Raw genomic sequence first — 24,606 nt, forward strand, 5'->3', positions numbered from 1 at the left:
GATGACCGATTTCGCTGCGGACTCGATTCTCGTTCTGCTGGATGTGACCCCCGAGGGGGAGCTGGCCAAGTCGTCGGCGGGCCTGCTGGGTGCGGCCGCGCAGGTCGGCACCCCGGTGGCGCTGGTGGTCGCCGGTGACGATGCGCACGCCGCATTCGTGACGGCCGCGGGCCAGCTCGGTGCCGGAACCGTGCTGACGGCCGGGCTCGGCGGTGCCGACACGGCGCTGACCGCCCCTCTCGTAGACGCGCTCCAGGCCGCGGCCGCCCTCGTGCAGCCCGACGCCGTGCTCATCTCGAACTCGATCGAAGGCCGCGACATCGCCGGCCGCTACGCGGTGCGCTCGAACTCGGCCCTGTCGGTCGATGCGGTCGGCCTCGTCCGCGACGACGAGGGCATCATCGCCCAGCACTCCGTGTACGGCGGCGCCTTCAACGTCACCAGCGCCGCGACGTTCGGCGCCCCCGTGATCACGGTCCGGCAGGGTGCGGTCGACGCGCGCGCCGAAGTCGTGGCGACCCCCGAGGTCGTGGCGGTGGAGGCCCCGGCATCCAGTTCTCCGGCGGCGACCATCGAGTCGTTCGAAGCCGAGGTTTCCGCCTCGTCGCGCCCCGAGCTGCGTGGCGCGGCGAAGGTCGTCTCGGGCGGTCGCGGTCTGGGCTCCGAGGAGAAGTTCGTGCTCGTCGAGCAGCTCGCCGATGCGCTCGGCGCTGCGGTGGGCGCCTCTCGTGCCGCGGTGGATGCCGGATACATCCCCTACTCGCACCAGGTCGGCCAGACGGGTGTCTCGGTCTCGCCGCAGCTGTACGTGGCGCTGGGCATCTCCGGCGCGATCCAGCACAAGGCGGGCATGCAGACGGCAAAGACCATCGTCGCGATCAACAAGGACGGCGACGCCCCGATCTTCGACGTGGCCGACTTCGGCGTCGTCGGCGACCTGTTCACCGTGGTGCCGCAGCTGATCGCGGCGCTCGAGGCGAACAAGGCCAAGTAATGGCGACCTACGGCCGGACGCTCCGCCGCGGGCTCCCGCGTGTCACCGGTGGCGACGCGTGGCCGGCGGCCGGCGACGCTCCCGACGGCGTGGGGGTGGATGCCGGTGTGGCGCAGGCCGCAGGGTCGGAGGCGTCCGCTGCGCAGGTGGCTTCGGCTGAAGCCGGCACGTCCGCTGCGACGACGGCCGCCGCATCGGCGGCCGTCGCGGTCGCGCACGAGTCAGTCGCCGCTGCGAGCGAGTCGGTAGCCGGGGCGCACGAGTCGGTCGCCGGCGCGCGTGAGTCCGCGGACGCCGCGAGCGCCTCCGCCGTCGCCGCTGCGGGCGCGGCAGCGGTCGTGACGTCGATCCGTCGCGGGCTGCCGCGCGTGACCGGCGGCGAGCCCTGGCCCCCGGCATCCGTGACCCCGGTTCAGCAGTCAGTTGAGGCGGGTGTGGATGCCGGTGACCGTGCCCAAGCGACTGCTGCAGCGGTCGCGTCGGCTGGCGCTCCGGTTCAGCAGTCGGTTGAGGTGGGTGCCGGCGCTGACGACTATGCCCAAGCGACTGTCGAAACAGCCGCGACCGGCGCGGCGCACCCGACCGCAGCCACTGCGACTGCACACCCGGCCGACGGCGCCGTCGCGCGTCGCGGCCTGCCGCGCACGCCCGGTGGTGAGCCGTGGCCGCCATCCGGCACCGTCGCCCGCCTCACGGCCATCGCAACCGCATCCGCAGGGGTGCAGAGCTCCGCCGCATCCGCCGACGGCGCCATTTCCCTGCAATCGCGCCAAGAATCTCAGGCGCCGTTGCCGGAAAGTGGCGCGCCCGCAGCCGCTGAGCCCGCCGCGACGCTGCCCGCCGCGTCGCCGACCGCCCCCGGGGCCCCCGCGCAGACCGCGGGCGTCGCGGCACCGGCGCAGACCGCGGGCGTCGCGGCACCGGCATCCACCGCCATCGCAACGGCACCCGAAGGCCCGAAGCCGCCGCTGCCGTTCACGCCGTCGGTGTGGCCGGGCCGCTCTGCGACCCACCGCCCGAAGGCGAAGCCCGAACCCGAGCGCATCGGTCCGTTCACGAAGGTCCAGTGGGCGGGCGCCGTCATCGTCGGCGGTCTGGTCCTGCTGATCCTCGCGGGCATGGCGGTCGCGCTGGTGCGTGTGCTGCTGTCGAGCGCGTGGGGTCAGGACTTCCTGGCCGCGTTCCCCGGGGAGTACCACCTGCCCGAGGGCGCCCCGGTCGGGTTCCCGGGGTGGCTGGGCTGGCAGCACTTCTTCAACGTCTTCCTGATGGTGCTGATCATCCGGTCGGGGCTGACGATCCGCACCGAGAAGCGGCCCACCGCGTTCTGGACGCCGCGCGGCAACCCCAAGGGCAAGACGAGCCTGACGATCTGGTTCCACCAGTCGCTCGACGTCCTGTGGCTGGTCAACGGTGTCGTGTTCGTCGTGCTGCTGTTCGTGACCGGGCAGTGGATGCGGGTGATCCCCACCAGCTGGGAGGTCATCCCCAACGCGCTGAGCGCCGCCCTGCAGTACGTGTCGCTGGACTGGCCGACCGAGAACGGGTGGGTCAACTACAACTCGCTGCAGCAGATCGCGTACTTCACGACCATCTTCATCGCCGCTCCGCTGGCCGCGATCACCGGGGCGCGCATGAGCCTGATGTGGCCGAAAGACGCCAAGAGGCTCAACGCGGCCTACCCGATCGAGTGGGCACGCACGCTCCACTTCCCGGTGATGCTGTACTTCGTGGTGTTCATCGCCATCCACGTGTTCCTGGTGTTCGCGACCGGCGCGTTGCGCAACCTGAACCACATGTACGCCGCGCAGGGATCGGTCGACGGCGTCGCCTACGCCGACAACTGGACCGGCTTCTGGATGTTCGTCGCCTCGCTCGTGGTCATCGCCGCCGCCTGGGTCGCGGCCCGCCCGCTGGTGCTTGCCCCGATCGCGCGCCTGTTCGGCACGGTCAGCGGACGGTGAGCGGATGCCGGTGACCGAACGCTGGACGACGCTGGTCACCCGGGTGCTGGCGCCCAATGCCGGCCCGATGACCCTCGACGGCACCAACTCGCTCGTCGTCCGCGCGCCGGGCAGTCCCGCGGCGGTCGTGATCGACCCGGGGCCTGACGATGATGCGCACATGGAGGCACTCACTGCCGCCGGGGACGTCGAGCTGATCCTGCTCACACACCACCACCACGACCACACCGAGGCGGCGGCACGGTTCGCGCAGCTGACGGGTGCGCCGGTGCGCGCGTATGACCCGCGGCTGTGCATCGACGGGCCTCCGCTGGACGACGGTGAGGTCATCACCGCGGGCGGCGCCCGCATCGAGGTCGTCTTCACTCCCGGTCACACCGCCGACTCCGTCTCGCTGCATCTGCCGGAGGACGAGCCCCTGGCGTCCGATGCGACTTCCGCCCCCGCCGAAGCGCCCGCCCCCGCCGAGTCGCCGACGTCTGCCGCGCCCCCCGGTTCGACTGAGCCGACTGGTACCGCCGAGCCCCCGGCATCCACTCGCCGCGGATCGATGATCACCGGCGACACGATCCTCGGCCGGGGGACCACGATCATCGCGCACCCCGACGGATCGCTGGGCAGCTACCTGCGCTCGCTCGACCGGCTGAAGGCCTACGGGGCGATCACGGTGCTCCCCGCGCACGGGCCGATGCTCGGCAGCCTCGCCGACATCTGCCGCACCTACACCTCGCACCGGCGTATGCGGCTCGACCAGGTCCGCGCCACGCTCACCGACCTTGGGCTCGAGCCGTCGGGCGACCCCGCGGTCGTGAAGGCCGTCGCCGACACGGTGTACGCCGACATCGACACCTCGGTGCGCTTCGCTGCGGAGGCATCGGTGCGCGCGCAGCTCGAACATCTCGTGACCGGTCCGCTGGCGTGAAGGTCATCCGCACGATCCCCGAGCTCCGCGCATTCGTCGCGGACTCGCGGGCCCGGTCGCGTCGCGTCGGGTTCGTACCCACGATGGGTGCGCTGCACGAAGGGCACCTGTCGCTGATCCGATCGGCATCGGGCGCCTGCGACGACGTCATCGTCTCGGTCTTCGTCAACCCGACGCAGTTCAACGACGCGGGCGATCTGCAGGCGTATCCGCGCGACGAAGAGCACGACATCCGGCTGGCATCCGACGCCGGAGCCGACGTCGCGTTCGTGCCGGATCGCGCAGAGATGTATCCGCCGGGATTCGCGACCTCGATCCACGTCGGCGGTGTCAGCGAGCGCTGGGAGGGCGAAAGCCGCGGCGCCTCGCACTTCGACGGCGTCGCGGTGGTCGTCAGCAAACTGCTGCTCATGGTCATGCCCGACGCGGCATGGTTCGGTCAGAAGGATGCGCAGCAGGTCGCCGTCGTGCGGCGTCTCGTGAGCGACTTGAACGTCGACAGCGAGATCTTCGCCGGGCCGACGGTGCGCGACTCGGATGGCCTCGCCCTGTCCAGCCGCAACACCCGGCTGTCAGCCGAGGAGCGGGTCACGGCACTCGGCATCAGCCGCAGCCTGCGCAGCGTCGTCGCTCGCGCAGATGACGGCGAAGTGGATGCCGGGGTCCTTGCCGATCACGGCCGCGCCATCGCGCAGGATGCCGGCGTCGACGTCGAGTACTGGGCGATCGTGGATCCCGCGACGTTCGAGCCGGTCGAGCGGGTGGGCGAGAAGGTTGCCCTGGCGATCGTGGCCGGACGCGTGGGCTCGGTCCGCCTCATCGACAACATGACGATCCCCGCGGTGGGCGCCGCCGGGCGGGAGTGAAGGAGGGTCATGCAGCGGCGTGAGCGCATAGCCGACCGGGACACGGCCGCAGCCGGCTGGTGAGAGCACCTCCCGGCGGCGCGGACCGCCGTCGGTCCCGGGCACAGGCCGTCCCGAACGCGCGCAGCGGTCAGAACAGGACCGAGAGCCCGCCGTCGACCAGGACCGTCTGCCCCGTGATGAACGACGCGTCATCGGACGCGAGGAAGACCACGAGCGCCGCCACCTCGTCCGGACGTCCCCAGCGGCCCAGCGCGGTGCGGGTGCGGACGACATCGGAGATCCGTGCGTCCTTGATGAGCTCGGCGTTGGCATCGGTGACGATGGTGCCGGGGGCGACGGAGTTGACCCGGTATCCGCGCGGGCCGAGCTCCGCGGCGAGCGACCGGGTCATGCCATCGAGCCCGGCCTTCGCCGCGGCGTAGGCGACGTCGCCGGCCCGCCCGCGCAGCGCCGCGACCGACGATACGGTCACGATGCTCCCGGCTGACTCGACCGGGACCTCGTCATCGGCGTGCAGCGCCAGGAACTCCCGGATCACGTCGTAGACGCCGACGAGGCCGGCGCGGAGGTGGGTGTCGAAGCTCGCCGTGTCCATCTCGCCGACGCCGCGCCGATCGCGGATGCCCACGCTGTTCACGAGGATCCGCGGCACCAGCCCCGCGTCGCGCACGCGGGCGAATGCGGCGCCCACGGCATCGGAATCGGTGACGTCGGCGACGAACGGGTCGGCGCGCAGCCCCGCGGCGCGGAAGTCCGCGATCACCGGCTCGAGGGTCTGGGCATGGCGTCCGCCGACGAGCACGTGCGCGCCGCGTTCGGCGAGACGTCGTGAGATCGCCAGGCCGATCCCGGTGCGGCCGCCCATGATGAGGGCGGTGCGGCCGGCGAACTCGCCCGAGAATCTCACGCGTGTCCGTCCAGCGTCTCGCCGTCCAGCGTCTCGCCGTCCCGTGCATCGCCGTCCGGGTGATCGCCGTCGCTGTCGCCCGATCCGTCACCGAGGGCGCGCGCGAGCTCACCGGCATCCATCGTGCTGCTGTTCTCGGCCGTGGGAAAGGCGCCCTCGCGCACGTCGCCCGCGTACTGATCGAGGGCCGCGACCGCGTCGTCGGCGAAGGTGCGCAGCCGGTGCGCATGACGCGGCACGAACTCGTCGTACAGCCCGAGCAGGTCATGCCACACCTGCACCTGGCCGCTGCAGTCCGGGCCGGCGCCGATGCCGATGGTGGGGATCTCAAGCCGTTCGGTGATCGCGGCGGCGAGCGGCGCCGGTATCAGCTCCAGCACGACGGCCCAGGCCCCGGCATCCTGAACGGCGAGCGCATCCTCCAGCACACGACGCGCCTGATCCGCTTGGCGCCCCTGGGTGCGCATGCCGATCGCGTGCACGGACTGCGGGGTGAACCCGACATGGGCCATCACCGGGATGCCGGCATCGACCAGCCGGCGGATCGTCGGCGCGATCTGTGCACCGCCCTCGAGCTTGACCGCCTGGCTGCCACCCTCGGCCATCACCCGCGTCGCGGCCCGGATGGCATCGTCTTCGATCGTGTAGCTGCCGAACGGCAGATCGGTCACGACGAGCGGCCGATGCGCCCCGCGCATCACCATGCGCGTGTGGTAGATCATGTCGTCGACGGTCACCGGCAGGGTGCTGTCATGGCCCTGCATGACCATGCCCAGCGAATCGCCGACGAGGATCAGCTCCACCTCGCTGCGGTCGACGATGCGCGCGCTGGTGAAGTCGTATGCGGTCACCATCGTGAATCTCTCGCCGGCGGCGTGAAGCTTCGCGATCGTGTCCACGGTGAAGCGTCTCTGGTTCACGGGCTGCCCTCCGTCTCTCCGAGCGTATCGCGGCGCGCGCTCGCCCGGGCCCGGGCCGCGATACGCCCTCGGTGAGGCCGAACGCCTCCGGGTAGGGCCACCGGCTCAGACGAACGCCTCGGGGTGGCGCGGGGTGTACGGAGCTTCGATCCGCTCGACCTCGTCGGGGCTCAGGCGCAGCTGCGCAGCCGCGATCGCGTCGGCGATGTGGCCGGGACGCGTCGCACCGACGATGGGTGCGGTCACGGCCGGCTTCGTGAACTGCCAGGCCAGCGTCACCTGCGCGCGCGTCACGCCGCGAGCCTCGGCGATCTCGCCGATGGCGGCCGAGATCGCCCGGTCGGCGTCCTCATCCTGACGGTAGAGCCGCCGACCCGTCTCGTCGAGATCGCGCCGTGCGCTCGACTGGCCGTACGGTCGGGAGAGGTGCCCGCGGGCGAGGGGGCTCCACGTGAGCACCCCGACCCCGGTGTCCAGGCACAGCGGGTGCATCTCGCGCTCCTCTTCGCGCATGATGGGGTTGTACTGGTCCTGCATCGAGACGAACCGGGTCCACCCGTTCAGCGCGGCGGCGTGCTGCATGGCCTGGAACTGCCGTGCCCACATCGACGACGCCCCGATGTACCGGGCCTTGCCGGCGGTCACGACGTCGTGCAGCGCGGCCATCGTCTCCTCGATCGGCGTGTGCGGGTCGAACCGGTGGATCTGGTACAGGTCGACGTAGTCGGTGCCCAGGCGCTTCAGCGAGGCGTCGATCTGGGTCATGATCGCCCCGCGGGACAGCCCGCGGTCGTTCGGACCGGACCCCATCGACATGGCGAGCTTCGTGGCGATGACCACCTGGTCGCGCGTCGTGAATTCGCGGAGCATCCGGCCGGTGATCTCCTCGCTCGAGCCCAGGGAGTACACGTTCGCGGTGTCGAAGGTGGTGATTCCGGCCTCGACGGCCTCGCGGAAGAACGGCCGCGACTGGTCTTCGGGCAGCGACCACCCGTGCCCGCCCCGCGCCGGCTCGCCGTAGCTCATGCATCCGAGCACGATGCGTGAGACGGTCAGTCCGCTCGAGCCGAGACGCGTGTATTCCATGTGTTCTCCTCCGACGGGATCCAGCGGGTGAAGGCGCTCAGGCCGGTGATCGGCACGACCGACGATCAGCGAGTTCATCTCGTGGGTGCCCTCATAGGTGTATACCGCTCCGGCGTCGGCGAGGCGACGCGCGCGGTAACAATCGACACGGGCCGTCCGGTCAGGACCGCGACGACGAGAATTCTGTCATCACCGCAAGATTCGAGATTCTTGAACGGATGATCCGCTGAAGGAGTGCGGAATCAGCACATAGATTCAACCCATGACGGGATCTTCCGACCACTCTCACGCCAGCGAGGACGCGTCGGCATGATCGACCGCGACGTCCCGATCGCGACCGGCGCCATACCGGCGCAGACGGCGAAGCGACACGTCTACTTCGTGTCGGACAGCACCGGCATCACCGCCGAGACCGTGGGCAACGCGCTGCTGGCGAACTTCCCCGCCGTCGGGTTCATCCGGCGGACGATCCCGTTCATCGACACCGTCGAAGGAGCGCACAACGTCGTCCGCGAGATCGACGGCGTCAGCGCCGCGAACGGCCGGCCGATCGTCTTCACGACGGTCAAGGCTGCGGCACTGCGCGAGGTGATCGCGGGGGCGGATGCCGAGATCATCGATCTGCTCGCCGGGCACCTCATCGAGCTCGAGCGCGCGCTGGGGCTGACCGCCTCGGAGCAGCTCGGTCAGTTCCACAGCGTCGGCAACGTCGAACGGTACTTCGCCCGCATGCGCGCGGTCGAGTACGCCATCGAGCACGACGACGGCCAGAGCCGCCGCGCCCTCGACATCGCGGACGTCGTCATCATCGCGCCCAGCCGCTGCGGCAAGACCCCGACCACGATGTACCTGGCGCTGCAGTACGGCCTGCTCGTGGCGAACTACCCGCTCACCGATGAGGACTTCCCCACCGACGGCCTGCCGAAGTGGGTCGCCCCCTACGCGAACCGGTGCTTCGGGCTGACGACCACTCCGCTGCGCCTGAGCCAGGTGCGACATGAACGGCGCCCGAACTCGACGTACTCGAGCCTCGAGCAGTGCACGCTCGAGCTGCGCCGCGCCGAAGACCTCTACCGGCGCAACCGCGTCCCCTTCCTGAACTCCTCGACGAAAAGCGTCGAGGAGATGTCCGCGGTCATCCTGCAGGCCATGCGCCCGCGGGCATGACTCACACTCCACACCACGAGCGAGGTATCACACGATGAGCAGCATTGCATGGTTCGACGAGATCGGCATGGACGACCTCGCACAGGTCGGCGGCAAGAACGCCTCGCTCGGCGAGATGGTGTCGCACCTGTCCGATCTGGGCGTCCGGGTGCCCGGCGGCTTCGCGACCACGGCAGACGCGTACCGGTCGTTCCTGGCGGCAGACGGCCTGTACGACCGGATCAAGGAGGCCGTCGAGCAGGTCGACACCGACGACGTGACCGAGCTCGCCCGGGTCGGCTCGCTCGCGCGCACCTGGATCGAGCAGCAGCCGTTCCCGGCCGACCTCGAGACCGACATCCGCACGGCGTACGCGAGGCTGCTCGAGAACGACCCCGACCCCGAGGCGGTGACCTGGGCGGTCCGCTCGAGCGCGACGGCGGAGGACCTGCCCGACGCGAGCTTCGCCGGCCAGCAGGAGACCTTCCTCAATATCGGCGGCATCGACTCCATCCTGGGTGCGATCCGCAGCGTCTTCGCCTCGCTCTACAACGACCGCGCGATCGCCTACCGCGTGCACCACGGCTTCGAGCACCACGACGTGGCCCTGTCGGCCGGTGTGCAGCGCATGGTGCGGTCGGACGTCGGCGCCTCCGGCGTGATGTTCACCGTCGACACCGAGTCCGGCTTCGAGCGCGCCGTGTTCATCACGAGTTCGTACGGACTCGGTGAAGCGGTCGTGCAAGGTGCCGTGAACCCCGACGAGTTCTACGTCCACAAGCCCTCACTGCGCGACGGCAGACCGGCGATCCTGAAGCGCTCGATCGGCGAGAAGGCGATCGCGATGCGGTATGCCGAGAACACCGACGTCGGCGGCAGCACCGTCTTCCGCGATGTGGATGCCGCAGATCGCGCCCTGTTCAGCATCACCGACGCGGAGGTCGAGGAGCTCGGCCGCCAGGCGCTGACCATCGAGGAGCACTACGGACGCCCGATGGACATCGAATGGGGCAAGGACGGCATCGACGGGCAGCTCTACATCCTCCAGGCGCGACCGGAGACGGTCGTCTCGCGCGACGACGGCAACGTCATGCGCCGCTTCGTGCTCGAAGAGCACAGCGAGGTCGTCGCCACGGGCCGCGCGATCGGGCAGAAGATCGGCGCCGGCCCGGTGCGCGTGCTGACCTCGATCGACCAGATGCGCGACTTCCAGACCGGTGACGTGCTGGTGGCCGATATGACCGATCCCGACTGGGAGCCGATCATGAAGCGCGCGGCCGCCATCGTCACCGACCGCGGCGGCCGCACCTGCCACGCGGCGATCATCGCGCGCGAACTGGGCATTCCCGCCGTCGTCGGCACCGGCGACGCGACGCACTCGCTCGCCAACGGCCAGGAGGTCACCGTCTCGTGCGCCGAGGGCGACGAGGGGATCGTCTACGCCGGGCGGCTCGCGTTCGAGCAGAAGGAGACCCATCTGGATCGGATGCCGGAAGCTCCCGTCAAGATCATGATGAACGTCGGGACCCCCGACCAGGCCTTCGCGTTCGCGAAGCTGCCGCACAGGGGCGTCGGGCTCGCGCGGCTCGAGTTCATCATCAACCGGCAGATCGGCATCCATCCCCGCGCTCTGCTGGAATTCGACACGCTCCCCGCGGAGCTGAAGGGCGAGGTGGCCGAGCGCATCGCCGCCTACCCCTCGCCGCGCGACTACTTCGTGAAGCGCGTCGCCGAAGGCGTGTCGATGATCGCCGCCGCCTTCGCCCCCGAACCGGTGATCGTGCGGCTCAGCGACTTCAAGTCGAACGAGTACGCCAACCTCATCGGCGGCGACCTGTACGAGCCGCGCGAGGAGAATCCGATGCTCGGCTACCGCGGAGCGAGCCGGTACGTCTCGGCGGACTTCCGCGAGTGCTTCGACATGGAATGCGAGGCGCTGCGGTTCGTGCGCGACGAGATGGGGCTGACGAACGTCCAGATCATGGTGCCGTTCGTCCGCACCGTCGGCGAGGCGCGGGCGGTGATCGAGCTGCTCGCCGAGAACGGGCTGAGCCGCGGAGAGAACGGGCTCAAGGTCATCATGATGTGCGAGCTGCCCAGCAACGCGGTGCTCGCGGACGACTTCCTCGAGCACTTCGACGGCTTCTCGATCGGGTCGAACGACATGACCCAGCTCACGCTCGGCCTCGACCGCGACTCGTCGCTGGTCGCCGGCACATTCGACGAGCGCGACCCCGCCGTGCTGCGCATGCTCTCGATGGCGATCGAGGCCTGCCGCCGGCAGGGCAAGTACGTGGGCATCTGCGGCCAGGGGCCGAGCGATCACCCCGACCTCGCTGAGTGGCTCGTCGAGCAGGGGATCGAGTCGATGTCGTTGAACCCCGACACGGTGGTCGAGACCTGGCTGCGCCTGGCGAAGCTGCAGCCGGCTCGCGCGTAGCCGGCCGGTGGATGCCGCGGGCGCGAGGCCCCGGCATCCCCTCGTCCGGATTCAGTCAGCCGGGCGCCCGGTGAACTCGTCCATCGACGAGTAGACCTTGAACACGCGGTCGGCGACGAGGTCCCACACGCGCGTGGGCAGCACGCCCCGCAGCGCCATCGCGAGCTTCACCGTCCACGGGCGCAGCACCATCGGGGTGCCGCGCAGCATGCCGTGCCACGCCGCTCTGGTGGCCGCGCGCGGCGTCATGATCGGGGTCAGCAGGGGACCGCGCGCGCCGGCGAACATCCCCGTCGAGATGTACGAGGGGCAGAAGGTCGTGACGGCGATGTGCCGGTGACCGGATGCCACCAGCTCGAGCCGCAGGGAATCGCTCCAGCCGATGAGTGCCCACTTCGATGCCGCGTAGACGCTCATGTTCGGGTTCGCGAGGGTGCCGGCGGCGGACGCGATGTTGAGGATGCGGTGCGGGCGACCGGCATCCGCCATCATGTCGGGCAGGAACTGCCGGGTCAGCCACATCGCGGCGAGGGCGTTCACCCGCATCGTGCCCTCGATGTCGCGGACGTCGTCGTGCTCCCAGAACGGGGCGCCGCGGACGATGCCGGCATTGTTGATGAGGATCTGTGGTGCGCCGAGCTCTTCGCGCACCCGCGCGGCGCCGGCGCGGATCTCCTCGAGCTGCGAGATGTCGACGCGGTAGCCGCGCACATCGGCGCCCGATGCCCGCAGCTCGGTGACCTGCTCGTCGAGCGCGGCCTGGTCGATGTCCCACAGGGCGAGCGCGCGAGCGCCGGCGGCCAGCGCGCGGCGGGCGTAGAGTGCGCCCATGCCGCGGGCGGCGCCGGTGATCAGGACGGTCGCTCCCGCGACGGGGTTCCGGGTGGCCACGATGATGCTCCTCGCGAACAGACGGGGGCGGGTGCCCCGGCATCCACCCCGATCAGGACGGCTCAGCGGACGAAACGGACCTCGGTCAGCGTCTCGCCCAGGAACGGCTCGGTGTGGCTGGCGCCGTCGAGCGTGAAGCCGTTGCGCTCGTAGAAGCGGTGCGCCCGCGGGTTGTCCTCGGCGACCCAGAGGTAGATCGGCTCGCCCTCGTCGACCGCGGCATCGAAGAGCTGCTTGCCCAGCCCGGTGCCGTGGTACGCGTCGAGAAGGTAGATGAAGTAGAGCTCACGATGACGGGGGGCGTCGCGGTCACGCGCCGGGCCGGAGCCCACGAACCCGACGATCTCACCGCCTGCGAGCGCGGCGGACATCTTGAACTCGGGTCCCTGGACGGCCCAGTGGGTCCAGAGCTCGGCGAGGCGCTTGGGTGAAACCTTCTCCAGCGCCGCCGTGCTGATCAGGTGGTCATATGTCTCGTGCCAGCACGTCGCGTGCACGCGTCCGAGGGCCTCGGCGTCCACGTCGCGAACGGGACGGACGACGATGTCGGTCTGCAGTTCGGCTTCCATGGGGCCGACTCTACGTCCGGCTTTTCGAAACGCGAAATCGAGGGTGGATGCCGGTGATTCCGGGTCTTTCGCGTGCCCGTCGGCGGCTCCGCAACCGGATTGAGGCGGCGACGACTCAGATGTGTTGTGGTGACCGCGCGAAGTCGTGCACAGCCTCCTCCCCAGTTGCCTCGCATTCGCCGGAACCCAGAGTTCTCCACAGCGTGGTTTTCTGTGTTGATCTGGCCTTATCGATGTCGGAGGCTGCAGGCACAATCGAAGACATGAACGACATCGTGGCAGAGCTTCAGGGCGTGGAACGCGCCTTGGCTGCTGTCGCCTGCGACGCGGTGGCGGGCGACGCACTGCGTGCCCTGCGCGACGATGATCTGCTGCGCGTGATGTCTGCGGCCGGGGACGTGCTGCGCCGTGCCGAGGCCGTGCTGATCGCCTCGACCGCGCACACCGAAGAGCGCTCCGAGGCCGGCGTCGAGATCAAGCTGACGACGCGGTATGGATGTCGGAACACGAACGAGCTGGTCCAGCGCGCGACACTGGTATCGGCACAGCGAGCCGCCGAGGTCGTCAGATCCGCGCACGCCGTGCAGCAGCACACGATCTTCAGCAGCGGCGAGCTCGCGCCGGCGCAGTTCCCCCATCTCCGCGAGGCGCTGTCCGCGGGCGTGATCGGGCTTGACGGGATGTCCGCGATCGTGAGCACTCTGCGGGGTCCCGCAGCCGTGGCCGGGCACGAGGCCACGCTCGCCGCCGACATCGAGCTGGCTGCGGCGGCGCGCGGCGACGGCGATCGGCCGAAGCAGACCGCCGAAGAGCTCCGCATCATGGCCAAGGTCTGGTCCGCCTTCCTCGACCCCGACGGCGTCGAGCCGACCGAGACGCGGGCGCTGCGCCGGCGTGGTCTCCGGATCGGGCGCCTGCGCGACGGTCTCGTTCCGACGGACGGGAACCTGCTGCCCGAGGTCGCTGCGCAGTTCCTGGTCATCCTGGACAGCATCAACAACCCCCGGGCCGATGTACCCGGGCCGCGCTTCAGCGAGCCCGGTTCGGACGAGCACGCCGCCGACGTCGGCGACCGCCGCACGGCCGCCCAGAAGCGGCACGATGCGTTGGCGACTCTGTTGAACAAGGCAGCCGAGTTCGGGGGTTTCCCCGACGTCGGCGGCACGCCGCCCACCCTCGTGGTCTCGGTCCGCGAAGAAGACCTCGTGGCGGGCACGGGGCACGCGTTCGTGCGCATCGGTGACGCTGAAGAGCCGGTGCCGATCGGAGTCGCCCGTCATTACGCGTGCATCGGCAACATCCAGCGCACGGTGTTCGACGGCGCCGGGCGCATCGTCGGACTGAGTATCACAGGTCGCATCTTCAACGCAGTCCAGCGCCGCGCGATCATCGCGCGCGATGGCACCTGCATCATCCCCGGCTGCAACGTCCCGGCCTGCTGGGCCGAGATCCATCACGTGGTGCCCGCCGCCGAGGGGGGTCCGACCGACACGTGCAACGGCGTCCCGATCTGTTGGTGGCACCACCGCCATATCGATGACGGTCAGTGGCAGATCCGCATGCGCGACGGCGTGCCCGAGGTCCGGGGACCCTCTTGGTGGGATCCGCACCGACTCTGGAGACGGGCGTCGAAGTCATCTCTCCGCCTACGCGATCAGGTCGTGATGCAGCAGTAGGGCACCGCCGATGGCGGGAAGAGAGAGTATCATCGCCGCTCGTGAATGTATGGTGGCGGACCCTGCTGACGATCATGCGCGCCAAGGTCATGCTGCGGCGCCGAGGGCCTGTGCCACCGACCTCGGTGGGACGGATTCGACTGCGCACCCTGCCGACCGACATCGACCTGCTGCGCCACATGAACAACGGCCGCTATGCGTCGCTGTTCGACCTCGGCAGGTTCGATCTGCTGATCCGCACCGGCATCTGGGATGCCATGAACGCGAAGGGCTGGTACGCGGTCGTCGCCACCGAGACGGTCACGTTCCGCAAGTCGCTGCAGCTGTGGCAGCGCTTCACCGTCGAGTCACGGCTCTACGGTCATGACGACAAGGCGGTCTACCAGATCCACCGCGCCGTCGTCGACGGTGAGGTCTACGCCGAGATGATCGTGCGCGCGCGGTTCCTGCGCCGCAGCGGCGGGGTGGTCCCGATGGAGGAGCTGTTCGAGGCGCTCCACCGTCCCGACGACCTCCCGCCCCTGCCGGAGTGGATCGCAACGTGGGTCGAAGGCTCGTCGCTGCCGTCGACGAAGGCACCCGCGCCCAGCCTCTGGGAATAGACCTCGGGGAATCCACCCGTCGGACGACACTCGTCGGATGACGTCCCTGGGATGAGACCGCCGGGATGAGGTCGCTGGCGTATCGCGCTACGGTGAAGCCGTGATCGCCATGCTGACGCGGACGGGCCGGGTCCTCGCCGCGCACTGGCCGGCGCTGGCGGCGTGGTTCCTGGCCGGCATCGTGGCCCGCTACATCGTGATCCAGATCGCCGGCTATGTCGGGGCGTACACCGCGATCGGCGGCCTGCTCCTCCTGCCGCTCGCGGTCCTGGCACGGCTCATCTCGTTCGTCGCGATGTTCCTGGTCGTCCGCGATGGGCTGACCGAGCTCCAGTCGATCGCCCCCAGGCCCGTGGATGCCGCGGCGCGGCGTCGCTCGTTCCTCGACGCGCTGCTTGCCGGCATCCTGCCCTTCTTCGCCTTCTATGCCGCGTGGAAGCTGCTCAATCAAGACGTCATCGCCTACATGGCGCGCGGCCTCGAAGTGCAGCAGGGGATCATCTGGGAGACGGTCCTCAGCGGTGGGGAGTTCGTCCGGGACGGCACGATCGACGACCTCACGCTGGGTCCCGTCACGATCATCATGATCGTGGTCGCCTTCGCGGGACGCACCGCCTATCGCAAGTACCAGGCCCGGTTGCCCAAGGTGCTGGGCCTGGTGGCGGTGTACCTGGAGACCGTCTGGGTGTTCCTGTCGGTGATCGTGATCTCGCAGTTCTTCGGCAGCATCGAAGGGTGGGTGAACCAGCGACAGGCGATGGTCTGGCTGGGCGACCTGCGCGAAGGGATCTCGAGCGCTGTGGCGCCGCTCGGCATCCTCTGGGACGGCATCGAATGGCTGCTCGGGGAGGCGGGCGGCATCATCCTGCTGCCGGTCGCGTGGCTCACGATCGCCGGCGTGATCTACGGACAGGCGGTCGCGGCCCAGGCACCGCGACTGACCGGACGGCTCGTGGACCGGGCGCGCAACCGCTACACGACCACACCCGGGTGGCTGCGGCGCCGGATGAACGACATCGGCAGGGAACTGACCGGGCGCCTGCGCCCCATCGGCAACGCCGTCGTGCTGATGTGGCGGGCGGGTCCGCTGCTGATCGCCACGTACGTCCTGCTCTACACCGTCCTGCTCGGACTCGAGTCGGTCCTCAGCATCGGTCTGACGCGTCTCGTCGGACCGCGGGACCTCGAGACGTTCTGGGCGATCCTGACCCCGGTGATCATGCTCGCCGTGCCGCTGGTGCTCGAACCGATCCGGATGTCGCTCGTGGCCTCCGCCTATGACGTGACGCTCCAGTCGCTGCCCCGCGGGGAGGCGATCGAAGTGATCGCCGAAGCGGCCGAGGCCGCGGAAGGCGCCGAGCCGGTCGCGTCAGTCGAGATGCACACGCAGGAAACGCGGGGCCTCGCCGACGACGAACAGGTCGACGAAGAACGGACCGGTCGCGTCGTCGGGGACGAGGAACGGGGTCGCGATGGTGTACGGCCCGGTGGCCAGTGAATCGCATCCGCTCGGGCGATCGCGGTCATACCAGCGCAGGGATGCGTCCACACTCCACTCGCGCTGAGCGCCGCCCTGCTCATGGAGACTCAACGGCAGGCACGACGGCGGCGTCGTCGTCGTCGGCGCGACCTCGACGGTGACCAGGAACGCGCGCGCTCCCTCCGGAACTTCGAGCCCCTCGGCTGTCAGAGGCGCGATGTCCGCACCCCCGAACTCCGCTCCCGCATAGGTCGTGCGCTCGCCCGACGCGACCTCGACGGGCATGGAGGCCCGAAAGCCGTAGTACTCCCGCCACTCATTGCCACCGACCACGAGCACCGTTACGGGCACGAGCACCACAAGTGCGGCCAGCGCCGCGGCGTTGCGGCGCCACCACCCGCGCCTCACGGCCGGCTCCAGTCCGGCTCGGCGATCTCAGCATCGGACTCATGGGGGAGTGTGGTCAGATCGAGCTGGAGTTCGATGACCGAGTCGAGCCGGTCATCGTCGGACAGCCCGAGTCGCAGGCGAGCGGTGGCCGCGCCGGCATCGTCGAGGATGTCTTCGGGCAGCTCGTACGCGAGACCACCGGACTGATCGAGCCCGGTCGCCAGACCGATGCGGCGCATGGACACCGGACGGTCGCTGGCCGAGAACGTGCGCTCACCGACCACGAGATCGACGAGGTTCAGGTGCACCCCCGTGTCGGAGTCGAGCGAGCGCGCCTCGAGGTCGACCACCAGCCAGGTGCCCTCGGCCGACCACAGCGCGCGGCTCTGCGCCGCCGAGCGACCGGTCGCACCCTCGGACATCCGGGGGTTCGTCACCGTCAGCGCCATGTTGCGGCCGGTCGCCTCCGAGCCGAGCGTCGCCGCCACCGGAAACGGTGCGGACGCGGCGTCGTCCGGCGGTGTGATCGCGGCGACACCCCAGGCCGCGACGAGCATCGCGCCCGCTGCGGTCCATGCCGCCCAGCGCTTCACGGCGACACCCCGGCGCGTCGCGGCATCCGCCGTCTCACGAGTCCACCCCGGCGCCGACATCGGTGGCGACCACGGTCACCGTCGCCCCGACCACCGGGTCGTCCCAGTAGCGGCCGGCCAGAACGGTGGAGCCGGTGAACATCGTCTGGTCCGTCAGCACGACCGTGATCTCATCGCCTTCGTGATAGGCGCCGGCATCCACCCGCCACGCGATCGCCAGCTGCGCCGGAACGCCCGGCTGCAGTCGGGGCCCGTAGGTCTGATCGTCCATCCGGGCGATACCGGACGGGGCAGCCACATCCAGGCCGTCGATGGTGATGAGTTCGGCCAGCGAGTCCGTGCCGTTCGTGCCCTGCGGCTGATCCCACGTGTTCGTCGCCGTCGCGATGACCACGAGCGCACGCGTGCCTTCCTCGGCCGAGACACCCGCTTCGCTCAGGTCGTCGATGAGCACGACCCGCTCGACGGTCACGGCGAACTGCGGGCTCGTGTGGGTGTCGCCGGCGACGAGCCGCGGAGGCTCGACGACCTCCTCCGCAACCGCGTTGAGCCCACCGAACGCCGCCGTCACAGCGAGGAACAGGCCCGTGCCGATCGCGGCGAACCACTTCGTCGGCACGCGATCCGAAGCCTTGCGCAGCCTGCCGAACACGTTGCGTCGTGCGGCGCCCGGCCCCGAACCGACAGGCGGGGTGCCGTCGGCGCGCGGTGAGGTGTCCGTCGCCGCTGAGATCGACGTCGCCGCGGCGGCGGGGGCCTTCTCGGGCGTGCTCACCCGCCCAGCCTATGAGGCCGGTCGTAGGCTTGTCGCATGTCGGACCCCTCGCACGACGTGGACCTGCCCGAACGCGCCGTGGAACTCGCCCGCCGCTGGGTCGAAGAGTCCGCCGACGCCGAAGTCGACCCGGCCGCCGAGCGCCTCGCGGGCGTGCTCAAGGATCCGAACGGGCTGCCGTTCACGATCGGGTTCGTCGACGGCGTCATGCGACCCGAGAGTCTCGCAGCCGCGGCATCCACTCTCCATCGCATCAGTGCGATCACCCCCGATTTCCTCCCGGCCCCACTGCGGGCCGCCGTGCGCGCCGGGGGAGCGATCGCCCCGGTCCTGCCCGCCCCGACCGTCCCGATCGCCCGCCGCGCGCTGCGCCACATGGTCGGTCACCTCATCGTCGATGCGCGCCCCGAGAAGCTCGGTCCCGCTCTGGCGAAGATTCGCGAGTCGGGCGCTCGCCTGAATCTGAACCTCCTCGGCGAAGCCGTGCTCGGCGAGAGCGAGGCACTGCGGCGACTCGAGGGCATCCACGATCTCATCCGCCGCGACGATGTCGACTACGTCTCGGTCAAGGTCTCGGCGATCGTCAGCCGCATCTCGATGTGGGCGTTCGACGAGCTCGTCGACACCGTCGTCGAGCGCCTGGTTCCGCTGTACCTGACGGCCTCAGAGCGGGGTGTGTTCGTCAACCTCGACATGGAGGAGTATCGCGATCTCGACCTGACGATCGCCGTGTTCACCCGGCTGCTCGACGATCCGCGCCTGCAGGGTCTCGAGGCCGGCATCGTGCTGCAGGCCTATCTACCCGACGCCCTGCCGGCACTGCGCGAGCTCACCGCGTGGGCGACCGGCCGCGTCGCTGCCGGCGGTGCCCGCATCAAGGTGCGGCTCGTCAAGGGCGCGAATCTGGCGATGGAGCGAGTGGATGCCGTGATGCACGGCTGGCCGGTCGCGACGCACGCCACGAAGCTCGACGCCGACGCCGGCTACCTGCGCTGCCTCGACGAGGCGCTGCGGCCCGAGCACACCGCGGCGGTGCGGATCGGCGTCGCCGGGCACAACCTGTTCGACATCGCCTACGCCTGGCTGCTCGCCGGCGAGCGCGCGGTGCAGGGCGACATCGACGTCGAGATGCTGCTCGGCATGGCGCAGGGGCAGGTTCAGGCGGTCTCACGCGAGGTGGGCCCGGTGCTGCTGTACGTGCCGGTCGTGCGGCCCGAAGAGTTCGACGTGGCCATCGGCTACCTCGTCCGCCGGCTCGAGGAGAACGCGTCGAGCGAGAACTTCCTCGCTGCCGCCTTCGAGCTCGCCGGCAACCCCGAGTTGTTCGCCCGGGAGCGCGAACGGTTCCTGTCGTCGGTGAACCGGGCGAAGGACTCCGCGCTCCCGTCCCTGCCGAACCGCACGCAGGACCGGGCGGCCGAGGCCGCCGACGACGCCGACCCGGATGCTCCCGCCGACGGACGCCGCTCGCGGCTGACCCGCACCGCCGCCGTACCGCCCGAAGACCTCACCCAGGCCGTGCTGGGCATCGCCCGTGCCGCCCACACCGACACCGACGAGGTGGTCATCGCCGCCGCAGAGCGGTTCGGCGGCGACGTTTTCGTCGAGACGGCCGTGTTCGCACGGCGCGAGGGCGGCGCGCGCGCCGTGGGCGCCCCCGGGTTCGCGAATGCGCCCGACTCCGATCCGGCACTGCCCGCGAATCGCGGGTGGGCCCGCGACATCTTCGCGCGCATCGAGACCTCGCACGCGGGGGATGCCGTGATCGACGCGGCGCACGTCGAGAACGCCGAGGTCCTCGAACAGGTCATCGTGCGCGTCCGTACCGCAGCTGAGAGCTGGGGCGCACGTCCCGCCGCCGAGCGCGCGACGGTGCTCATCGCGGCCGGCCATGCCCTGGCCCAGCGCCGCGCCGAGCTCATCGAGGTCGCCGCCGCGGAGACCGGCAAGCCCTTCGCCGAAGCCGACATCGAGGTCAGCGAGCTCGTCGACTTCGCGCACTACTACGCCGCGACCGCGCGCGAACTCGACCGGGTCAGCGGTGCGGTGTTCGTGCCGTCTCGGGTCACCGTCGTCACGCCGCCGTGGAACTTTCCCCTCGCGATCCCCGGGGGCGGCGTGCTCGCCGCGCTCGCCGCCGGCTCGGGCGTCGTGTTCAAGCCGGCGCACCAGGCGCGGCGGTGCGCCGCGGTGATCGCCGAGGCGCTGTGGGATGCCGGTGTTCCCCGCGACCTGCTCGCCCTGGTCGATCTGGGCGAGCGCGCGCTCGGCGAGACGCTCGTCTCGCATCCGGACGTCGACCGTGTCATCCTCACCGGATCGTGGGACACAGCGGCGCTGTTCCGCTCGTGGCGGCCCGATCTGCCGCTGCTGGCCGAGACCAGCGGCAAGAACGCCATCATCGTGACCCCCAGCGCCGACCTCGATCTCGCGGCATCCGACCTCGTCCGCAGCGCGTTCGGGCACGCCGGGCAGAAATGCTCCGCCGCATCGCTCGCGATCCTGGTCGGTCCGGTCGGCCGGTCGCGGCGCTTCGCACGCCAGCTCGTCGACGCGACGCGGTCGCTGCGGGTGGGACCGCCGTCCGATCCGCGCAGTGAGGTCGGGCCCGTGATCGACCCACCCCGCGGCAAGCTCGCCTGGGCACTGACCACCCTCGACGAGGGGGAGCAGTGGCTCGTGCCACCGCGCCTGATGGACAGTCCGCCCGAGTACGCCGGGCGGATGTGGAGTCCCGGCATCCGCGTCGGTGTCCGCGCCGGATCGCGGACCCACCTCGAGGAGTTCTTCGGCCCGATGCTCGGCATCATGCACGCGCCGTCGCTGGCCCACGCGATCGAGCTGCAGAACGCGGTGGCCTACGGGCTCACCGCGGGCCTGCACACACAGGACCCCGACGACCTCGCCCGCTGGCTCGACACTGTCCAGGCCGGCAATCTCTACGTCAACCGCGGCATCACGGGGGCGATCGTGCAGCGTCAGCCCTTCGGCGGCTGGAAGCGCTCGGCCGTCGGCGCCGGGGCCAAGGCCGGCGGGCCGAACTATCTCATCGGGCTCGGGTCGTGGCGCGCCTCGGGCGGTGCGGGCTCGTCGTCGACCCTGCACCTGCGCGGCCTCGACACCCGCATCACGAGTGTCATCGAAGCGGCCCAGCCGACGCTGGGCTACGAGTCGTTCGAGTGGCTGCGCCGCGCCGCGCTGTCGGACGCCATCGCCTGGGACCGCGAGTTCAGCCAGGTCAAAGACGTGTCGCACCTCGCCGTCGAACGCAACCTCTTCCGCTATCGGCCCGTGCCGGTCGGCATCCGCGCGACCGGCGGGGCGCAGTGGCAGGCGGTCCTGCGCGTCGTCGTCGCGGGCGTCCGGGCCGGGTCGGACCTGACCCTCAGCGCCCCGGTCGGACTGCCGGCCACCGTCCGGCGTGCCCTCGGCGAACTCGATGTGCCCGTCTTCGTCGAGACCGATGAGGAGTGGCTCCAGCGCATGACCGTCGGCACCCCCGCGGCCGACGACGTCATCGAGCCCGCCCGGCGCTCCGATCGGGTGCGTCTGGTGGGGCCGGCCGATGCCGTCCGCGCGTTGCACGCCACCCTGGCACGCGCCGTCGACGGCGACCCCGACCTCGCGGTCTACGCGAATGAGGTCACCACGGCAGGGCGGCTCGAGCTGCTGCCGTTCCTGCACGAGCAGGCCATCGCCATCACCGCGCACCGGTTCGGCAACCCCGACCCCTGGAGCGAAGCGGTCATCTGAGCGGCAGACGGCGCGAGGGGAGCCGTTGCGGGCTGCGGGTTCGTCTCGCAGGAGATTCTCGCGATCCCGGGCGAGTCGACCCCCTGAACGTGGATGCCGGGGCGAAAGTCCTGCGACACGAACGCACCGGCGCAGGACGTCCCGAGACTACAACGTTGTAAATTTCTGGTCTCGAAGGCTTGACAGTGGCTCGACCGGCGATCCAGACTGTTCACCACAACGCGTTTCCAACGTTGTAATTCATTCGGTCGGAGCAGACAGAACACCCGTGCGCCGACCACACAGCACACGAGAGGACCACGTGATGAAGAAGTCACGGAAGCTGGTCGGTGCCGCCGCGATGCTCGCGGTGGGCGGCATGCTCCTGGCCGGCTGCGCCGGCGGGGGCGATGAGGGCGACGGAACCGCGCAACTCACGTTCATGTTCCGCGGCAGCGATGCCGAGAAGGCGGCGTACACGAAGGCCATCGAAGAATTCGAGAGCACGCGCGACGTCGACGTCAAGATCATCATGACGACGGCCGATGAGTACGCGACCAAGCTCAAGGCGGCCATCGCCGGCAAGCAGGTGCCCGACGTGTTCTACATCGACCCGGGCAGCGTGCAGGCGTTCGTGAAGACCGGCGTCGTGGCCGACATCACCGAGGCGGTCGAATCATCCGACGTGGTCGACCTCGACAACGTGTGGGCCTACGGCGTGGACAGCTACCGGTTCGACGGCACCACCCAGGGCAAGGGCGCCATCTACGCCCTGCCCAAGGACGTCGGGCCGTTCTCCTTCGGCTACAACAAGACGATGTTCGAGGAAGCCGGCATCCCGCTGCCCGACGTCGACGAGCCCTACACGTGGGACGAGTTCGTCGAGGTGTCGAAGCAGCTGACGAAGGACCTCGACGGCGACGGCAAGGTCGACCAGTGGGGCACCGGCCTGAACGTCGTCTGGAACCTGCAGCCGTTCGTGTGGTCCAACGGCGGCGACTGGCTCAACGACGACCGCACGAAGGTCACCGTCACCGACCCGGAGTTCGTCGAGGCGCTGCAGTGGTTCGCCGACCTGTCGAACGTCGACCAGGTCACCCCCTCGGCGGGCGACGCCCAGACGCTCGACACCTACCAGCGCTGGATGCAGGGCCAGATCGGGTTCTTCCCGGTCGGTCCCTGGGATGTCCCCACCTACCAGACGCTCGAATTCGACTGGGATCTGATTCCCTACCCGGTGGGCGCCACCGGTGAGACCGCGACCTGGACGGGCACGCTCGGCATCGCCGTGTCGAACTCGACCAAGCACAGCGACCTCGCCGCCGAGCTGGCGACGTACCTCAGCGCCGACCCGACGGCCCAGCAGATGCTCGTCGACGCGGGCGTGCAGATCCCGAACCTCATCGACATGGCCGACGAGTGGGTCGCCTCCTCGACCCTCCCGCCGGACAACAAGCAGGAGTTCCTCGACATCGTCAACGACTACGGTCGTGCGCTGCCGGCGAACAACACCTACAGCGCCGAGTGGTACGACGAGCTGTTCAAGAACATCCAGCCCGTGCTGGACGGTGAGCAGACCGCCGAGGACTACCTCGCCGACGTCGAGCCGCGCATGCAGGACCTGCTCGACAAGGCCAACGCCGACGCCGGAATCGGCTGACCGTGGATGGATGCCGGTGTCGCCCGGCACCGGCATCCACCCCCGCCCCCTCCACTTCGACACCAAGGTCACGCACATGACGACGACGTCCGCCCCTCGCCGGTCCCGGCTCCACCGCAAGGAGCATCGGGCCGCCCTCGCCTTCGTGGCGCTGCCCGTCATCGGGTTCCTCGCCTTCGTGGGCTACCCGCTCGTGTTCTCGCTGTTCACGTCTTTCACGAAGTGGAACGGCCTCAGCGATCCAGTGCCCAACGGCATCGACAACTTCATGGAGATGGCCGGCGACCGCTACTTCTGGCAGTCGATGGGAAACACGGTCTTCTACATGATCGGCATCCCGATCGGACTGGTGCTCGCACTCCTGCTGGCGCTCGCGCTCAACCGCAAGATGCGTGGCACGACCTTCTTCCGCACCGTCTACTACGTGCCGGTCGTCTCGTCGCTGGCCGCCGTCGCGATCCTGTGGCAGTGGGCCTACAACGGCGACTTCGGCCTGGTGAACCAGGTTCTCGCGGTCTTCGGCATCGACGGCCCCAACTGGCTGCAGAACGCCGACACCGCCAAGCCCGCGATCATCATCATGGCCGTGTGGAAGGGCCTCGGCTATTCGATGCTCCTCTACCTCGCCGCACTCCAGTCGGTGCCGCCGCACCTGTTCGAGGCCGCTTCGCTCGACGGTGCCGGGGTCTTCCAGAAGTTCCGGCACATCACCTTCCCGATGCTCAACCCGGTCACCTTCTTCCTCGTTGTCACCAACATCATCGGCGGCGCCCAGATCTTCATCGAGATCAACATCATGACGCCCACCGGCGGCCCGGAATTCTCGACCGCCTCGATCGTCTGGTACATCTGGCAGAAGGCCTTCAACTATCTGCAGATGGGCTACGCGACGGCCATGGCGCTCGTCCTCGGCGTGCTGGTGTTCATCGTCACCGCCATCCAGTTCCGGCTCAACCGCCGCTTCCAGTTCGCGATCGACTGAGGCCCGCC

Annotated in this window: 19 protein-coding genes; 12 read left to right on the forward strand and 7 right to left on the reverse strand. The window is 69.8% G+C overall.

Annotated features, from left to right (window positions below):
• Window position 1 precedes the first annotated feature (1 nt).
• From BKA10_RS14620 to panC, 4 genes are read left to right on the forward strand one after another with little or no spacing between them, the layout of a single operon-like run.
• Window positions 2–994 (forward strand): electron transfer flavoprotein subunit alpha/FixB family protein, encoded by a 993-nt coding sequence (locus tag BKA10_RS14620; protein ID WP_183500639.1) that lies wholly within the window; start codon window positions 2–4, stop codon window positions 992–994.
• Complete coding sequence (locus BKA10_RS14625) at window positions 994–2,958, forward strand: cytochrome b/b6 domain-containing protein (protein ID WP_183500640.1); 1,965 nt, start codon at window positions 994–996, stop codon at window positions 2,956–2,958. The genes BKA10_RS14620 and BKA10_RS14625 overlap by 1 nt, the downstream gene beginning before the upstream one ends.
• A 4-nt stretch (window positions 2,959–2,962) precedes the next feature.
• The gene (locus BKA10_RS14630; protein WP_183500641.1) at window positions 2,963–3,880 is read left to right on the forward strand and encodes an MBL fold metallo-hydrolase; all 918 of its coding nucleotides are present in this window, start codon (window positions 2,963–2,965) and stop codon (window positions 3,878–3,880) included.
• On the forward strand, window positions 3,877–4,746 hold the full coding sequence (gene panC, locus BKA10_RS14635) for a pantoate--beta-alanine ligase (protein WP_183500642.1): 870 nt from the start codon (window positions 3,877–3,879) through the stop codon (window positions 4,744–4,746). Before BKA10_RS14630 ends, panC begins: the two co-directional genes overlap by 4 nt.
• 130 nt (window positions 4,747–4,876) lie before the next feature.
• Here the strand turns inward: panC and BKA10_RS14640 are convergent, their stop codons facing one another.
• The 3 genes from BKA10_RS14640 to BKA10_RS14650 all read right to left on the reverse strand — a co-directional run bounded on the left by BKA10_RS14640 (window position 4,877) and on the right by BKA10_RS14650 (window position 7,662).
• Window positions 4,877–5,656, reverse strand: a complete 780-nt coding sequence (locus tag BKA10_RS14640; RefSeq protein WP_206686704.1) for an SDR family oxidoreductase — start codon at window positions 5,654–5,656, stop codon at window positions 4,877–4,879.
• On the reverse strand, window positions 5,653–6,576 hold the full coding sequence (panB, locus tag BKA10_RS14645; protein WP_248199204.1) for a 3-methyl-2-oxobutanoate hydroxymethyltransferase: 924 nt from the start codon (window positions 6,574–6,576) through the stop codon (window positions 5,653–5,655). Before panB ends, BKA10_RS14640 begins: the two co-directional genes overlap by 4 nt.
• Before the next feature lie 105 nt (window positions 6,577–6,681).
• Window positions 6,682–7,662 (reverse strand): aldo/keto reductase, encoded by a 981-nt coding sequence (locus BKA10_RS14650; protein ID WP_183500643.1) that lies wholly within the window; start codon window positions 7,660–7,662, stop codon window positions 6,682–6,684.
• Window positions 7,663–7,971: 309 nt separating this feature from the next.
• Here BKA10_RS14650 and BKA10_RS14655 point away from each other — a divergent pair, with 309 nt between their 5' ends.
• Complete coding sequence (locus tag BKA10_RS14655) at window positions 7,972–8,829, forward strand: pyruvate, water dikinase regulatory protein (protein WP_183500644.1); 858 nt, start codon at window positions 7,972–7,974, stop codon at window positions 8,827–8,829.
• Window positions 8,830–8,863: 34 nt separating this feature from the next.
• Complete coding sequence (gene ppsA / locus BKA10_RS14660) at window positions 8,864–11,248, forward strand: phosphoenolpyruvate synthase (protein ID WP_183500645.1); 2,385 nt, start codon at window positions 8,864–8,866, stop codon at window positions 11,246–11,248.
• Between the two features lie 51 nt (window positions 11,249–11,299).
• Here ppsA and BKA10_RS14665 read toward each other — a convergent pair whose 3' ends face one another.
• Together BKA10_RS14665 and BKA10_RS14670 are read right to left on the reverse strand one after the other, a co-directional pair.
• A complete protein-coding gene (locus tag BKA10_RS14665; protein ID WP_183501233.1) occupies window positions 11,300–12,142 on the reverse strand; it encodes an SDR family NAD(P)-dependent oxidoreductase in 843 nt (280 codons plus the stop codon).
• A 59-nt stretch (window positions 12,143–12,201) separates the two neighbouring features.
• Window positions 12,202–12,708: a GNAT family N-acetyltransferase gene (locus BKA10_RS14670; RefSeq protein WP_183500646.1), complete on the reverse strand. Its 507-nt coding sequence runs from the start codon at window positions 12,706–12,708 to the stop codon at window positions 12,202–12,204.
• Between the two features lie 263 nt (window positions 12,709–12,971).
• Between BKA10_RS14670 and BKA10_RS14675 the strand changes: the two genes are divergently transcribed.
• The 3 genes from BKA10_RS14675 to BKA10_RS14685 all read left to right on the forward strand — a co-directional run bounded on the left by BKA10_RS14675 (window position 12,972) and on the right by BKA10_RS14685 (window position 16,484).
• Window positions 12,972–14,384, forward strand: coding sequence for an HNH endonuclease signature motif containing protein (locus tag BKA10_RS14675; RefSeq protein ID WP_183500647.1), 1,413 nt, complete (start codon window positions 12,972–12,974; stop codon window positions 14,382–14,384).
• Between the two features lie 41 nt (window positions 14,385–14,425).
• Window positions 14,426–14,986 (forward strand): thioesterase family protein, encoded by a 561-nt coding sequence (locus BKA10_RS14680; protein ID WP_183500648.1) that lies wholly within the window; start codon window positions 14,426–14,428, stop codon window positions 14,984–14,986.
• Between the two features lie 109 nt (window positions 14,987–15,095).
• Window positions 15,096–16,484: a hypothetical protein gene (locus BKA10_RS14685; RefSeq protein WP_372491438.1), complete on the forward strand. Its 1,389-nt coding sequence runs from the start codon at window positions 15,096–15,098 to the stop codon at window positions 16,482–16,484.
• Window positions 16,485–16,870: 386 nt separating this feature from the next.
• Here BKA10_RS14685 and BKA10_RS14690 read toward each other — a convergent pair whose 3' ends face one another.
• Both BKA10_RS14690 and BKA10_RS14695 read right to left on the reverse strand, forming a co-directional pair.
• Window positions 16,871–17,509, reverse strand: coding sequence for a hypothetical protein (locus tag BKA10_RS14690; RefSeq protein WP_183500650.1), 639 nt, complete (start codon window positions 17,507–17,509; stop codon window positions 16,871–16,873).
• On the reverse strand, window positions 17,484–18,224 hold the full coding sequence (locus BKA10_RS14695; protein ID WP_248199199.1) for a hypothetical protein: 741 nt from the start codon (window positions 18,222–18,224) through the stop codon (window positions 17,484–17,486). Before BKA10_RS14695 ends, BKA10_RS14690 begins: the two co-directional genes overlap by 26 nt.
• Window positions 18,225–18,260: 36 nt before the next feature.
• Between BKA10_RS14695 and BKA10_RS14700 the strand changes: the two genes are divergently transcribed.
• The 3 genes from BKA10_RS14700 to BKA10_RS14710 all read left to right on the forward strand — a co-directional run bounded on the left by BKA10_RS14700 (window position 18,261) and on the right by BKA10_RS14710 (window position 24,598).
• Window positions 18,261–21,977 carry a proline dehydrogenase family protein gene (locus BKA10_RS14700; RefSeq protein WP_183500651.1) on the forward strand — a complete coding sequence of 1,239 codons (3,717 nt, stop codon included), beginning with the start codon at window positions 18,261–18,263 and terminating at the stop codon, window positions 21,975–21,977.
• A 304-nt stretch (window positions 21,978–22,281) separates the two neighbouring features.
• Window positions 22,282–23,616 (forward strand): ABC transporter substrate-binding protein, encoded by a 1,335-nt coding sequence (locus BKA10_RS14705; RefSeq protein ID WP_183500652.1) that lies wholly within the window; start codon window positions 22,282–22,284, stop codon window positions 23,614–23,616.
• Window positions 23,617–23,626: 10 nt separating this feature from the next.
• On the forward strand, window positions 23,627–24,598 hold the full coding sequence (locus BKA10_RS14710) for a carbohydrate ABC transporter permease (protein ID WP_206686705.1): 972 nt from the start codon (window positions 23,627–23,629) through the stop codon (window positions 24,596–24,598).
• Window positions 24,599–24,606 lie beyond the last annotated feature (8 nt).

Origin of the sequence: Microbacterium invictum (assembly GCF_014197265.1) — a bacterium.
In the GTDB taxonomy this organism is placed as follows: Bacteria; Actinomycetota; Actinomycetes; order Actinomycetales; family Microbacteriaceae; genus Microbacterium; species Microbacterium invictum.